Raw genomic sequence first — 14,302 nt, 5'->3', positions numbered from 1 at the left:
GCCGATTGAATGTATACACAAACATAAGGAGTGATCATGGCAGAATTGACCATTGATCCCGCCACGATACGTAAGGCGCTCGATGATTTCGTCGAAGCCTATACGCCATCGGAGACGCCGACCCAGGAAGTGGGCCATGTGGCGACTGCCGGTGACGGTATCGCGCATGTGACGGGACTGCCTGGTTGCATGGCCAACGAACTGCTGACCTTCGAGGATGGCACCCTTGGTCTGGCCTTCAACCTTGACGCTCGCGAGATCGGCGTGGTTATTCTCGGCGATTTCGTAGGCATTGAGGAAGGTCAGGAAGTTCGCCGTACCGGCGAGGTGCTGTCCGTGCCGGTCGGCGACGGGTTCCTTGGCCGTGTGGTCGACCCGCTGGGCCGGCCCATCGACGGTCTGGGCGAGATCAAGAGCGAGGGAAGGCGCATTCTCGAGGCTCAGGCCCCGGACGTCATGCACCGTCACCCGGTCGACCAGCCAATGTCCACCGGTCTCAAGGCAATCGACGCAATGACCCCTATCGGCCGCGGCCAGCGTCAGCTCATCATCGGCGATCGCCAGACGGGCAAGACGGCAATCGCGATCGATACGATCATCAACCAGAAGAAGAACTGGGAGTCGGGCGACCCGAAGAAGCAGGTGCGTTGCATCTACGTGGCCATCGGCCAGAAGGGCTCCACCATCGCCTCGGTGAAGCAGAGCCTGGAAGAGGCCGGCGCCATGGAGTACACGACAATCGTCGCCTCCCCGGCCTCCGATTCCGCCGGCTTCAAGTACATCGCGCCATACACCGGCTCGGCCATCGGCCAGCACTGGATGTACAACGGCAAGGATGTGCTCATTGTGTTCGACGATCTGTCGAAGCAGGCCGAAGCCTACCGTTCGATCTCGCTGCTGCTGCGTCGTCCGCCGGGGCGTGAAGCGTACCCTGGCGACGTCTTCTACCTGCACTCGCGCCTGCTGGAGCGTTGTGCACGTGTGTCCGACGATCTGGGCGGCGGTTCCATGACCGGCCTGCCGATTGTCGAGACCAAGGCAAACGACGTCTCCGCATACATTCCGACCAACGTGATCTCCATCACCGACGGCCAGATCTTCCTGCAGTCCGACCTGTTCAACGCAGGCCAGCGCCCTGCCGTTGACGTCGGCATCTCGGTGTCCCGAGTCGGTGGTGCTGCACAGACGAAGGCATTGAAGAAGGTCTCCGGCACGCTGAAGATCTCGCTCGCCCGCTACCGTTCGCTGGAATCCTTCGCCATGTTCGCCTCCGATTTGGATGCGGCCTCGAAGGCACAGCTCAACCGTGGTGCGCGCCTGACCGAGCTGCTCAAGCAGCCGCAGTTCTCGCCGTACTCGATGGAGCAGGAAGTCGTCTCGGTGTGGGCCGGCACGCACGGCAAGTTCGACGATCTCGCAATCGCCGATGTACTGCCGTTCGAACATGGCCTGCTGGAGTATGTGGATCGCAACACGGATATTCTCACGACGATCCGTGACACCGGCGATTTCACGAAGGAGACCGAAGAGGCCCTCGACAAGGCCGTGGACGCCTTCCGTGAAACCTACGTCACCAAGGCAGGCAAGCCGCTCGTCGACAAGAAGCCCGCTCCCAAGAGCGTCACCCCTGTCGACCAGGAGCAGATCAAGGCCAGCACAGCGCAAGAAAAGAAGTAACCTATGGCATCGCAACTCGCATTAAAAAGCAGGATCGCCTCCACGGGTTCGTTGGAGAAGATCTTCAACGCTCAGGAGATGATCGCGGCTTCGCACATCGCGCAAGCCCGCCAGCTGGCGCTGGATTCGAAGCCGTACACTGATGCGATTTTCGATGCCGTCCAGACCTTGGTATCACACACGCATATCTCGCATCCGATCGTCAAGAAGGGCGAAGGCAACCCACGGGTCGCCGTGCTCGCCCTGACGGCGGATCGAGGTATGGCCGGTGCCTATACTTCGTCGATTATTCGTGAGACCGAAGATCTGCTCGCCCGTTTGGAAAGCAAGGGCAAGCAGCCGCAGCTGTACGTGTATGGACGTCGCGGGGTGTCTTACTACCATTACCGCAACCGTCCGTTGGCGCAGTCTTGGGAAGGCGATACCGAGAAGCCTGGCGTCGAGGTCGCCGATGCCATCTCCCGTGCGTTGCTGAAGGCATACATGGAACCGGCCGACAAGGGCGGCGTCTCCGAGCTGTACATCGTCTACACCGAGTTCATCAACATGGTGGTGCAGAAGGTGCGCGTGCTGCGCATGCTGCCAGTTGAGGTGATCGAGGAAGACAAGTCGCATCTGAATGTGCCGGACACGACCACTGCGCCGCAGGTGCGCCCGTTGTACTCCTTCGAGCCGAGCCTGGACGAGGTGCTCGACACCGTGCTGCCAAGGTACGTGCGTTCGCGTATCCATGAATGCCTGTTTGAAGCGGCGGCCTCCGAGGTGGCCTGCAGGCAGAACGCCATGCATACCGCTACGGAGAACGCGCGTGATCTGATCAACGACCTGACCCGCAAGCTCAATGCTTCACGTCAGGCGTCGATCACCCAGGAACTTACCGAAATCATCGGCAGCGCCGATGCGTTGAACAAAAAGGAAGAGTAGGAACGCGAAATGGCTGAGAACCAAGCTAATGCGGCCACTGACGAGGCTGCGGAGCCAATCGTTGGTCATGTGACGCGTATTCAGGGTTCGGTTATCGACGTCGAATTCCCTGTGGGCCACATGCCGGACATCTATAACGCGCTGACCGTTGAGATCAAGCAGATGGGTCAGCAGGAGGAAGGCGAGGTCAAGGACGCCGTCATCACCCTCGAGGTCGAACAGCACCTCGGCGACTCCACCGCGCGTTGCGTGGCATTGAAGTCCACCGACGGCTTGGTGCGTGGCGCGGTCGTGCACGACACCGGCGGCCCGATCGAGGTGCCGGTCGGCGATGTGACCAAGGGCCATGTGTTCGATGTTTCCGGCCACATTCTCAACAAGAAGCCGGGCGAGAAGATCGAGATCAAGGAGCGTTGGCCCATCCACCGCAACCCGCCGGCATTCGACCAGCTCGAGTCGAAGACCCAGATGTTCGAGACGGGCATCAAGGTCATCGATCTGCTCACCCCGTACGTGCAGGGCGGCAAGATCGGTTTGTTCGGCGGCGCAGGCGTGGGCAAGACCGTTCTGATCCAGGAGATGATTCAGCGAGTCGCGCAGAACCACGGCGGTGTTTCCGTGTTCGCAGGTGTCGGCGAGCGTACCCGTGAGGGCAACGACCTGATCGGCGAGATGGACGAGGCCGGCGTGCTCGAGAAGACCGCACTGGTCTTCGGCCAGATGGATGAGCAGCCAGGCACCCGTCTTCGTGTGCCGCTCACCGCACTGACCATGGCGGAGTACTTCCGCGATGTGCAGAACCAGGACGTGCTGCTGTTCATCGACAACATCTTCCGCTTCACGCAGGCGGGTTCCGAGGTGTCCACGCTGCTCGGCCGTATGCCGTCCGCAGTGGGCTACCAGCCGAACCTGGCCGATGAGATGGGCTCCCTGCAGGAGCGCATCACCTCGACCCGTGGCCATTCGATCACGTCGCTGCAGGCCATTTACGTGCCTGCCGACGATTACACCGACCCGGCCCCTGCCACCACCTTCGCCCACTTGGACGCCACCACGGAGCTTTCCCGTGACATCGCCTCGCGAGGCATCTACCCGGCCGTGGATCCGCTGTCCTCCTCCTCGCGAATCCTCGACCCGCGTTACGTGGGCCAGGCGCACTACGACTGCGCGAACCGCGTCAAGGCGATTCTGCAGCGCAACAAGGAGCTTCAGGACATCATCGCCCTCATCGGCATCGACGAGCTCGGCGAAGAGGACAAGACCATAGTGAACCGCGCCCGCAAGATCGAGCAGTTCCTCGGCCAGAACTTCTACGTGGCCGAGAAGTTCACCGGCGTCCCCGGCTCCTACGTGCCTGCGGAGGAGACCATCGAGGCCTTCACCCGCATCTGCGACGGCGTGTACGACAACGTGCCAGAGCAGGCATTCTCGGGCATCGGCGGCATCGAGGACCTCGAGAAGAAGTGGCACAAGATGCAGAAGGAATACGGTGACTGATGACAGGCGCAGCAATTGCAGTGAACATCGTTTCGTCGGAGCGCCCGGTCTGGAGCGGTGAGGCGAAGCAGGTGGTGGTTCCCGCCTACGCGGGTGGCATGGGCATTCTGCCCGGCCATGAGCCAGTGCTTTCGGTGATCGAGGAAGGTCGTTTGGACATCACCGATCCGAACGGCAAGAAGTTCTCGTTCGAAGTGACGGGTGGCTTCATCTCCTTCGACTCCAACAAACTCACCGTGGTTGTTGAAAACGCGCGTTCCATCGCGTTCCAGGCGGAGGGCGCTGACCAGAGCGGCATCGTGGGCTGACCCAACGCCAATCCCTTCAGTGGGCCACTCGGGCTTTCCGGGTGGCCCACTCGCATATTGGGTGACAGAATATGCCGTTCAGATAACGATTCCCAGACCTTGGTGGTTGCCGTGGGCCGGATTGGGCGGGCGGCAGGGCCTCGTCACTGGATCGCAAGCGCCCTTTACGTTCCTCAACCCTGCCGCCCGCCCAATCCGTCCCACGGCAACCACACGTCAACGTATGGAATTGGCGGAAGTCTTGAGGCGTTGCTGCCGGTGATTGGTGTCGGATGCGGGGCCGCCCGGAAAGGTTGAGGAACGTAAAGGGCGCTTGCGATCCAGTGACGAAGCCTTCCCGGGCGGCCCCGCATCCGACACCAATCACCGGTTAGAGGCATGGGCGAGCAGGGTTGGGGGAGAGGGGTCGCTAGCCTTGAGCGCATGCGAATCATTGTTGCAGACTGCTGCGCCGAATACACTGGACGCCTTTCGGCCTCCCTTCCGCTCGCCAAACGAGTCCTGCTCATCAAGGCAGACAACAGCTTGCTCATCTTCTCGGAGATCGGCTCGTACAAGCCGCTCAACTGGATGCTGTCCCCGTGCACGATCAAAGACATCACCCCACAGGACGCCGACGATGACCCGGCAACACCCACGCCGGAGAAGATCATTCGCGTGCAGTCCACGAAAACGAACGATGTGCTCGAAGTGACGCTGCAGCACATCTACAGCGACGAGACGCACGATTTGGGAACCGATCCGGGACTGCGCAAAGATGGCGTGGAAGACCACTTGCAGCGGTATCTCGCCGAACAGATCGAGCGCATAGGGGAGGGCGCCAAGCTCGTGCGCCGTGAATACCCGACCGCAATCGGCCCGGTGGACATCATGGCCATCGACGCCGACGGCACGCATGTGGCCATCGAGATCAAACGGCACGGCGGCATCGACGGCGTGGAACAGCTCACACGCTATTGCGAATTGCTCAACCGCGACCCCCTGCTCGCCCCTGTTCGCGGCATCTTCGCCGCACAGACGATCACCCCGCAGGCGCAGGTGCTTGCCAAGGACCGCGGTTTCGACTGCCTGCTGCTCGATTACGACGACATGAAGGGCACCGATGATGGCGCACTGCGCCTGTTCTAGATGGCCGGTATCTGCCCGAATATGGAAGCGCTCCGTGGGCCTGAGACCCACGGGGCGCTTCCATATCAATGCGATATGCGAGGTTGCCGATCAGTACTTCGCGAGAATGTCGACGACGAACACGAGCGTCGAGTTCGCCGGGATCTCGCCCTGCGCCTGGTCCCCATACCCGAGCGACGGCGGAACCACGAGCAGCACCTCGGAACCGACCTTCTGGCCCTTGAGTCCTTCGAGCCATCCCTCGATCACGCCGCCCTGCATGTTCACGTCGAAGGTCGAATTGCGGTCCCACGACGAGTCGAACTGCTTGCCGTCGAGCAGCCAGCCGGTGTATTTGACCACTGCGTAGCTGTTCGATTCGAGCTTGTCTCCGTTGCCTTCGATGAGCGGCTGCACCACGAGCTTGTCGCTGCCCTTGTAGCCGTTCATGTCGATGGAGGGTTTGCCGTCGGCGGCGTTCGTCACCTTCGGCAGATTCGACGGAATGTTCTTCACCTTCGTGCCCTCGGCCTTCGTGAGGTCAGTGGACTGCGACTTGAGTGTCATCACTATGAGATTGGATGAGTCGGCGGTGCTGTCATTGCTGCCGAATACTACGGTGGAGTTAAGCTTGAGGCCATCAATCACCGACAGCAACGCAGATGTTTTTTCACCTTTTTTAGGCGCCACTAGTGAGCAATCCATCTGGTTGGTCTCCCAAGTGCTCATCTTGATATCGCCCGTTTTACCGTCCACGGCCATTCCCTGTGCACATACGCGGTTGCCTGGCTTAATTACCTCGCCGTCTCCTTCCTGCAAGATGGCATAGGAATTATCAGGAACATTGAGCGGCTTCTTGAACTCGAGGACCGGCTTCTCGCCCACCTTCGCGGTGTCCTTCACGCCCTCGATCTTCGTCAGGCCCGAGCCGGCGGAGGAAGATGCGGAAGATTTTTCGGTGGATTCGGATGTATTGCTATTTCCGCAGGCGGCGAACGCAAAACATGTCGCGGCCACGCACATCGCGGCCACGGCTCGCACCGCCCGTTTGTGGATTCCTGCTGATTTGGCTTGTGTCATACCTGCCAAGAATATCCGCGCGCATGTATTTCGCCGAATGTATATGCGCTCAGGCAAGAAGCTGAATCTGCATACAGCGCTAGAATAGGAGAGATATGACAGACATACACGAACAGCGAGAGCAGACTCGCACCAAGAAAGAGCCGACGCGCCACGCGAAAATCATGCGCGGCGTGGTGACGCCGATCTTTGGCCTCCTGGCGGTCGCCTGCATCGTTTTCGGTATTCTCAACCAGACCATCTGGCAGCCGAATCCGCAGATTACCGCGACCGCGCCGGTACGGAACACGCAATACCTGCTCATCGACCAGGGCGTGGCCAATCTGGTTGACAAGAACGTTCGAATTGAAGCCGCGAGCCCGAGCGCCACCGCCAACGACGGCGTGTGCATGGCGCTCACATCGCCCAAGGATGCGGCTGGTTGGCTGGCGGGGCAGTCATACGAACGCATCACCGGACTTTCCAATTGGTCCACACTGTCTTACGCCGAACAGGGTGCACAAGGCGAGGCGAACACCTCCGACGCCGACGTCGCCTTCAAGGATTCGAATATGTGGAAAGAGGTCAACTGCGGTGCCGGCAAGGCATCGCTCGACCTCAAGAATGCCTCCGACACCGATGTGGTGCTCGCGGACTTCGGTCAGAAGGTTTCCGATGGCTCGCTTGAGATGCATTGGACCCGTCATGACATTCCGAACTTCTCCATCCCGTGGTATTTCGCGGGCGGCCTGTGTGCGGTGCTCGCCGTGCTGTGCGCCTCGGTGTTCGCCATGGACATGAGTGCGCGCCGCAAGAAAGTGAGCGAAGACGCCGAACGTGCCCGTCAGGAACGGCAGGAACAGCGCAAGGACGAACCGAAGATAGGCGAGGCGCTTGCAGGCTCCCTCGCGGCGCTGAAACCGCGGAGCAAGGGCAAGTCCAAGACCAAGGATGGTCCACGTCACGGCAGGCATGCCGGCAAGCAGGAGGATGAGCAGCCGACAACCCCGACCATCGTGGATCCGCACGCACGAAATCTGGTAGCGGAACAGGCACAGCAGGCGAATGAGAACGCCAGCGTGGAGGTCTCCGTGGCGAATGGCTCCGATGAGGCGAGCGAAACGGGCACGCGAACGGTCTCCAACGACGGGTCTGCCACCGATGGCACCACCACTTCGGTGATCACCGAAGCCGAGCTGCAGGACTACTTCACACGTCTGGCCCGCGAAGTCGGCATGGAATCGTCCACGCCGTCCGAGCAGGGCAAGCCGGAGGCCGAGCGCGTGCAGGATACCGACGAATCTGAATCCTCCGAAGACGAGCAGTCTGCGGAGTCCAATGAATCCACTGAATCCACGGAACCCGAAGACGTCACCGAGACGAGCGAGGGCGGGGAAGCCTCTCAGGAAGAAACCGAAGGGGAGCAGTCCGCGGCCGCCGAGTCGGGCGACAAGGAGGGCAAATGAACACGCATAGGAAAGCCGTTTCTCTGGGTGCAGCCGGCCTTGCGTTGTGCATGTGCGTGACGCTTGGCGCATGCGAAGGGCAATTGCCGGAACCAGTGCAGGCGACCGCCTCAGCTTCGGCGTCGCCGAATCTCACCACCGAGCAGGAAAAAGCGATACGCAAGAAGCTGCTCGACGCGATCCAGCAATGCAACAATGCAAAGTCGGCAGACGGCCTCGACCGTGCGATGTCGGGCCCGGAACTCGAGATTCGCAGAAGCGAGCTCGCCGTGGCGCAGAAAACCGGCAATCTCGATCCGAAGACCGAGATTCCCGATGCGATCACACAGACGATCATCCCGACCGATAGCGGATGGCCGCGCAGCGTGTTCACGATCACCACGACCACGCAGGACCAGCAGTCGAAGCGCCTGCTCGTGTTCGATCAGGAAAGCGCACGGCAGAATTACAAGCTGTGGGGAGTCGCGCGCCTGTTCCAAGGCGTGCAGATGCCGAAGTTCACCGTGCCGCAGATCGGCGCGCAGATGGGCGCCGACAACGACGACAATCTCAAGATGACGCCGAAGGAAGCGGTGAAGCGTTACGCGGACGTGCTGCAGAACGGCGACAAGAGCCAGTATGCAGGCGATTTCGACAACGATTACCTGCGTCAGGAGCTCGCCACGCTTTCGCAGACCGTGCAACAGGGCATGGAGCGCAACAAGGGCACGCAAACGCAGACCTTCGAACCGGTGGACGGCCAGATGCGCATCATGCGTGCGGCTGACGGCGGCGATCTGGTAGTGGCGCAGATCAACTCGGTGTGGACGCGCGCAGCGGGCGAGGGACGTGAGTCCCAGCCGGCGTCGGATTCCGAGAAGGCATTGTTCGGCGACGCGAAGGCCACGAGCACGATGCGCGTCACCTATGTGAACGTGGTCGCACTCTACATACCGTCGGCCAAGGCGAACGCGAAGATCACGGCGGTGGGCGCGGAACGCCAGCCAGTCAAGGTCGAGGCGATCTAACAGTTTTTTGCACACGCATATTGCAAACGTTCAACAGCGCGCGAACACGCGCGGAAAGGGGCATCATGCCGGAACGTGAAATCAAGCCGGGAATCTCATTGGCAGGGGCCATCGACCTCGAGGGACTCAAGCATCAGGTCAAGGCGGAGCCGGGGCAAGCAGGTGGCGCACCGGCCGCGGGTGGCTATGTGATCGATGTGACACAGAGCAATTTCCAGGCCGTGGCGCAGGCGTCGGCGACCTACCCGATTGTCATCTTCATGTGGGTGCCCACCGACAATCGCCTGTTCGACATGGCCCGCGAACTCGGCGACGCGGTCAACGGCATGGACGGCAAGCTGCAGCTCGCGCGCATCGACGTGAGCCGCGAACCCGAGATCGCGCAGGCATTCGGCGTGCAGGGTGCGCCCGCGTTGTTCGCGCTGATTGGCGGCCGACCAATGCCGATTCTGCAGGGCATGCCGCAAGGTGACGAAATGACGCAGATCACCACGCAGGTGCTCCCGCAACTCGTGCAGGTCGCGGCACAGGCCGGTGTCACCGGTACCGCGCCGTACATCACGCTGCAGAACGCCGACGACGGCAAGGAAGACACGCAGAAGGAACCCGCCGTGCCGCCTGAGCACGCCGAAGCGCACCGTTTGGCCCAGGAGGGCGATTATGCGGGCGCTGCCGACGCCTACGAACAGGTTCTCGAACGTGAGCCGGACGACGAACTCGCCAAGCGCGAGCGTGCGAAGGCGCTGCTGCTTGCCCGTTCCGCGAATGCGGACGTGCGTGAGGCACGCGAGAAGGCCGCGGCAAATCCGGACGACCTTGACGCGCAGCTGGCCGTGGCCGACGTCGATATGATCGGCGGCCAGATTCAGGATGCCTTCGACCGTCTGCTCGACTACCTGGCAGCTCATCCGGATGCGGTGGAGCCGATTCGCGAACGCATGCTCGAGTACTTCCTCATTCCCGAGGCCGCCGACGAGCGTCTCGCACGTGCACGTCGCCGCCTGGCCACGCTCATGTACTGATCGGTCGTATCGCGACCGCCATTCGGTGTCCGCATTACATACGCGCCTGCTGGCGGAAAGTCAGGCGAACGTGTAAAGTAGTGCAGGCATGGGCTCATAGCTCAGTGGATAGAGCGTTCGCCTCCGGAGCGAAAGGCCGTGGGTTCGAATCCCATTGAGCCCACCATGTTGAGAAGTCTGGAATACCGAAATGCCGATATTCCAGACTTTTTCGTTTTGGCTCGTGGCGTGGGCACGCAATCGGCCACATGGATTTCGGCCACCCGGATTGCAAACGAGGTCCGCAGGGATGGCGCCCTGCGGACCTCGCGGAAGTGGAAGAAGAAAAAATCAGAGTCAGATTGTCAGAGCTACATGCACCTCCTCGGTTCCTGTTGCTGCGGTTGGGACAACGGTGCCGGAGACCGGCTGGCCGTCCACGGTGAGCGACTGTTCGCCGGTGCGGGTGACGTCGATGATGTACCGTGTGCCACGCCATGTGCGCTCGATATGCAGCTCGCCGAAGTTGGGCGGCAGGTGCGGCTCGATCTTCAGGCCGTCGAATGTGGGCTGTACGCCGAGCAGATGCTGGGAGACGTCCACGAAGGTCCATGCCGCGGTGCCGGTGAGCCAGCTGTTCTTGCCCTCGCCCGGGTTCGGCGCCTCGGGGCCGGCGACCATCTGGCAGTACACGTACGGCTCGGTGCGGTGAATCTCGGAATACTCCTCGGTGTAGGCAGGGCAGGTGCGCTTGTACACGTTGAAGGCCTCGTCGTTGTTGTTAATCTCGGCATTCGCAATGGAGATCCACGGGTGGTTGTGGCAGAAGATGCCGCCGTTCTCCTTATAGCCGCGTGGGTATGAGGAGATCTCGCCCAACTCGATGCGGTAGGTGGAGTATACGGGCGCGAGGATCGCGGTGCCCCAGCGGCAGGTGAGTAGCTCCTTTCGTCGATTCGAGCGCCTTGGCCGCCTTGCCGTCGTCGACGCCGATGCCGGCCATCACGCACATGCCCTGCGGTTCGATGTAGATCTTGCCTTCGCTGTCTTCATTCGTGCCCACCGGGTTGCCGTTGGCGTCGTAGGCCCTACGGAACCAGGCGTCGTCCCAGCCAGCGGTGAGCGTGGTCTCACGCACTTCGGCGATCGCCTTGCGCACCTCGGCGGTCTCGTTCGCCACCTCGTCGGCACCCATGCCGCAGGCCTCGCCGAATTGCTCGAGAATCTGCGCATACTGCTCGCCGTACAGCACGAACATGCCGGCGATGATTCCGGGCACCGACTTGTTCAGGAACATCGCCCGCGCCTTCGGTGCCATGAAGTTCTGGGAGGCGCTCGGCGGCACCTTCCTGGTGGCCACCATCGTTTCGATTTCCACCGTGTTCTTCTCGACGCTCGCCGGCTACTCGTTCTCGAAACTGCGCTTCCGCGGCCGTAACGCGCTGCTCATGCTCGTCGTCGCCACGATGACGATCCCGCAGCAGCTCAGCGTCGTCCCGCTGTACATCATGGCCAACAAAGCCGGCCTGTTCGGCTCGCTGTGGGCCGTGATCATCCCCGGACTGGTCAGCGCATTCGGCGTGTTCTGGATGACCCAGTACATCGGCGATGCACTGCCCTACGAACTCATCGAGGCCGCTCGCGTGGACGGGTGCTCCATGTTCTGCACCTTCCTGCACGTAGCCATCCCCGCCGCACGCCCGGCGGCCGCGATGCTGTTCCTCTTCACCTTCATTGCCCAGTGGACCAACTACTTCTGGCCCATGCTCATTCTCGGTCCGAACAAGAACAAGATGCTCACCGTGGCGGCCGCAACGCTCAAGGGTGCCTACTTCACCGACTATACAATCGTGATGTCAGGCGTCGTGCTCACCACCGCCCCGCTGTTGCTGCTGTTCTTCTTCGCCGGCAAGCAACTGGTCTCCGGCATCATGGCCGGTGCCGTGAAGGGCTGATTCGTTCCCTCCTCTCATACGGCCGGGGTGCAGTTCATTCTGCACCCCGGCCTCTTCCATATCCGCAATCCGCAGAACATCGAAGATGCGTGGTTCCCCAATCTTTCACGTGAAACATTCGCGTAGGGCAGTGGGGAAGCGGCCTGGGCCGCCGCAAGTAGTCTGCAATATGAAACATGAGCCCACGTGCACACTCGAGGTGCTAAACCAGAGCATAGATTCACGCCAGCGAGCGAAAGGAACATCATGTACGAGAATCTGCAGGCAGTGGCAACCACGGAAGCGCCGTCCGCGCTCGGCGCATACAGCCAGGCCGTCAAGGCGAACGGATTCGTGTTCGTCTCCGGCCAGCTCGGCATCGACCCGTCCACCGGCGACCTCGACGGTGTCACCGCAGCCAGCCAGGCGGCACGCGCGCTCAAGAACATCAAGGCGATCCTCGATGCAGCCGGATGCGGTATCGAGCACGTCTGCCGCGCCACGATCTACCTGCGCAATGTGGAGGATTTCAAAGAGGTCGACACCGAGTATGCGAAAGTGTTCACCGGCACGGTCAAGCCCGCACGAGTGGCGTTCGGCAACAACATGATCCCCAAGGGGGCGCTCGTCGAGATCGACGTCATAGCGGTCTGCCCGCAGAACTGACGCCACGTTTGCCCCGCCGTCGGCGCACGGCTGCGCATGCCGTTTCTCGCAGCGCTAGACTGGGGCTATGATTCAGGCATTCTCAACATACGCGAATGCGCAGGGCACCACGCTCGCCGCCGCGTTCGCGCCGCTTGGGAATGCCTGTTTGCGTGTGGGACGCACTCCGGAGAGCACGGCACACGCCAGCGCCCCCACGCTCAGCATCGACACGACTCGCGTGCGCCAGCCCATCGACGGCTTCGGCGCATCGATCACCGAGGCGACGAGCTGGCTGTGGCACAATCGCGTCACAGACAAAGAGCGATGCATCCGCGATCTGTTCAGCCCGCGCGACGGCATAGGCATCTCGATGCTCCGTCAGCCAATCGGCCCGAGCGACCATGTGAGCGCGCCGTACCGCTTCGTGCGCAGATTCCCCGACCGCAAGCTCAGCTCCCTCAATTTCACGCCCGAGATGGAGCGCGTGTTGCCCATGGTCGAGGCCGCGAACAACTGTGCGCTCGCCACGCAATCGCATGCGCTCAACATTATGGCGAGCCCGTGGAGCGCGCCATGGTGGATGAAAACGAATCTCAGCGTGCTCGGCAAACGGCGCTACACGCGGATCACCGGCCATCTGCGGCGCGGCATGTATGCCGCCTATGCGCGCTATATCACCGGTTTTGCACGATTGTATGCGCAACGCGGACTGCCGCTGTTCGCGCTCACCGTGACGAACGAACCCGACTACCCGCAGTCGCGATGGCCATCGATGGCAATGACCCCGCGCGAGCAGGCAGAGTTCGTCGCGCGCCATCTGCGCCCCATGCTCGACCACGCCGGATTGGACGGCACGCGCATTCTGTGCTGGGACCACAACTACTCCACCGACCATTACCCGGACGGCGCCTTCGTGCGAGACATGTACGCCGATTCCGCCGCACTCGCTGCCTGCGCCGGCTCCGCATGGCATTATTACGGCGGATCCGCGCGCACGATGTCTCGCATTCACGACGCGTTTCCGAACAAGGGCATCTGGGTGACCGAGGCGAGCGGCGGCGACTGGGGACCACGCAATTTCACACCCGCGCTGCTCTCGCTAGGCACGGCGGTCATTGACATGATGAACAACTGGGCGAGGAGCGCCGTGTTGTGGAACATCGCGCTCGACGAGCACGGCGGTCCCGACTACTACTACCTGCGCAACGATCGCCGGCATTCCGAGAACCGCGGTCTGATCACCGTGCGTGACGACGGTTCGATACGCCGCAATGCAGACTACTACGCGCTCGGCCACTTCTCCAAATACGTGCCGATTGGCTCACATTGCGTGGAATGCGCGCTCGACCATGCGCAAGGAGTGCGTGCCGCCGCCTTCCTCACTCCGACCGGCACGCTGGTTGCGGTTCTCGCCAACGAGCGTGCGGAATCCATATGGGTGCAATGCGAAGTGGATGACAGCGGGATCGGGGTGCGCCTGCCCTCCCGATCGCTGACCACCGTGCTCCGCCGGTGATTTCCCGTTAACTCCTTTACGCGCTGATTCCCATAGGGGGATTCCTCTTACGGGCCAGCAATCCTCGTACGGGCTACCAATTCCCTTACGGGCTAGGATTTTGGCTACGGGATAGGATTTTCTGTTACGGGATAGGGCTGCACAGGTATTCGACCGTT

Annotated in this window: 14 protein-coding genes and 1 tRNA gene; 12 read left to right on the top strand and 3 right to left on the bottom strand. The window is 61.6% G+C overall.

What is annotated here, in order from left to right:
• The first annotated feature begins 36 nt into the window (after positions 1-36).
• The 5 genes from atpA (at position 37) to nucS (ending at position 5,534) form a co-directional block, all read left to right on the top strand.
• Positions 37-1,677, top strand: a complete 1,641-nt coding sequence (gene atpA, locus BANAN_RS07015) for a F0F1 ATP synthase subunit alpha (RefSeq protein ID WP_014698210.1) — start codon at positions 37-39, stop codon at positions 1,675-1,677.
• 3 nt (positions 1,678-1,680) lie between these two features.
• Positions 1,681-2,601, top strand: coding sequence for a F0F1 ATP synthase subunit gamma (locus tag BANAN_RS07010; protein ID WP_014698209.1), 921 nt, complete (start codon positions 1,681-1,683; stop codon positions 2,599-2,601).
• A gap of 9 nt (positions 2,602-2,610) precedes the next feature.
• Positions 2,611-4,098 (top strand): F0F1 ATP synthase subunit beta, encoded by a 1,488-nt coding sequence (atpD, locus tag BANAN_RS07005; protein WP_014698208.1) that lies wholly within the window; start codon positions 2,611-2,613, stop codon positions 4,096-4,098.
• Complete coding sequence (locus tag BANAN_RS07000) at positions 4,098-4,406, top strand: F0F1 ATP synthase subunit epsilon (protein ID WP_014698207.1); 309 nt, start codon at positions 4,098-4,100, stop codon at positions 4,404-4,406. Before atpD ends, BANAN_RS07000 begins: the two co-directional genes overlap by 1 nt.
• A 423-nt stretch (positions 4,407-4,829) precedes the next feature.
• Positions 4,830-5,534 (top strand): endonuclease NucS, encoded by a 705-nt coding sequence (nucS, locus tag BANAN_RS06995; RefSeq protein WP_004219182.1) that lies wholly within the window; start codon positions 4,830-4,832, stop codon positions 5,532-5,534.
• Between the two features lie 90 nt (positions 5,535-5,624).
• Here the strand turns inward: nucS and BANAN_RS06990 are convergent, their stop codons facing one another.
• Positions 5,625-6,593: an FKBP-type peptidyl-prolyl cis-trans isomerase gene (locus BANAN_RS06990; protein ID WP_048340847.1), complete on the bottom strand. Its 969-nt coding sequence runs from the start codon at positions 6,591-6,593 to the stop codon at positions 5,625-5,627.
• Between the two features lie 95 nt (positions 6,594-6,688).
• Here BANAN_RS06990 and BANAN_RS06985 point away from each other — a divergent pair, with 95 nt between their 5' ends.
• From BANAN_RS06985 to BANAN_RS06970, 4 genes are all read left to right on the top strand, one after another.
• Positions 6,689-8,038, top strand: coding sequence for a hypothetical protein (locus tag BANAN_RS06985; RefSeq protein WP_014698205.1), 1,350 nt, complete (start codon positions 6,689-6,691; stop codon positions 8,036-8,038).
• Complete coding sequence (locus tag BANAN_RS06980) at positions 8,035-9,045, top strand: DUF8094 domain-containing protein (RefSeq protein WP_014698204.1); 1,011 nt, start codon at positions 8,035-8,037, stop codon at positions 9,043-9,045. The genes BANAN_RS06985 and BANAN_RS06980 overlap by 4 nt, the downstream gene beginning before the upstream one ends.
• Positions 9,046-9,110: 65 nt before the next feature.
• Positions 9,111-10,067 (top strand): tetratricopeptide repeat protein, encoded by a 957-nt coding sequence (locus BANAN_RS06975; protein WP_014698203.1) that lies wholly within the window; start codon positions 9,111-9,113, stop codon positions 10,065-10,067.
• A gap of 90 nt (positions 10,068-10,157) precedes the next feature.
• Positions 10,158-10,233: transfer RNA gene (locus BANAN_RS06970), tRNA-Arg, on the top strand.
• 170 nt (positions 10,234-10,403) lie between these two features.
• On the opposite strand, the gene BANAN_RS08730 is transcribed toward BANAN_RS06970, so the two are convergent.
• Both BANAN_RS08730 and BANAN_RS08725 read right to left on the bottom strand, forming a co-directional pair.
• Complete coding sequence (locus tag BANAN_RS08730) at positions 10,404-10,931, bottom strand: GH36-type glycosyl hydrolase domain-containing protein (protein WP_272941519.1); 528 nt, start codon at positions 10,929-10,931, stop codon at positions 10,404-10,406.
• Entirely contained in the window at positions 10,891-11,364 is a 474-nt protein-coding gene (locus BANAN_RS08725) for a GH36-type glycosyl hydrolase domain-containing protein (RefSeq protein ID WP_272941511.1), read from the bottom strand. The genes BANAN_RS08730 and BANAN_RS08725 overlap by 41 nt, the downstream gene beginning before the upstream one ends.
• Here BANAN_RS08725 and BANAN_RS06960 point away from each other — a divergent pair.
• From BANAN_RS06960 to BANAN_RS06950, 3 genes are all read left to right on the top strand, one after another.
• Positions 11,303-12,001, top strand: a complete 699-nt coding sequence (locus tag BANAN_RS06960) for a carbohydrate ABC transporter permease (protein ID WP_014698202.1) — start codon at positions 11,303-11,305, stop codon at positions 11,999-12,001. The genes BANAN_RS08725 and BANAN_RS06960 overlap by 62 nt on opposite strands.
• A 246-nt stretch (positions 12,002-12,247) precedes the next feature.
• Complete coding sequence (locus tag BANAN_RS06955) at positions 12,248-12,646, top strand: Rid family detoxifying hydrolase (RefSeq protein WP_014698201.1); 399 nt, start codon at positions 12,248-12,250, stop codon at positions 12,644-12,646.
• A 67-nt stretch (positions 12,647-12,713) separates the two neighbouring features.
• Complete coding sequence (locus BANAN_RS06950) at positions 12,714-14,144, top strand: glycoside hydrolase family 30 protein (RefSeq protein ID WP_014698200.1); 1,431 nt, start codon at positions 12,714-12,716, stop codon at positions 14,142-14,144.
• Positions 14,145-14,302 lie beyond the last annotated feature (158 nt).

The sequence above is a fragment of the Bifidobacterium animalis subsp. animalis ATCC 25527 genome, from assembly GCF_000260715.1.
GTDB lineage: Bacteria > Actinomycetota > Actinomycetes > Actinomycetales > Bifidobacteriaceae > Bifidobacterium > Bifidobacterium animalis.
Note: the sequence above shows the minus strand (reverse complement) of the source record. Positions and strands in the feature narration are given on the sequence as shown.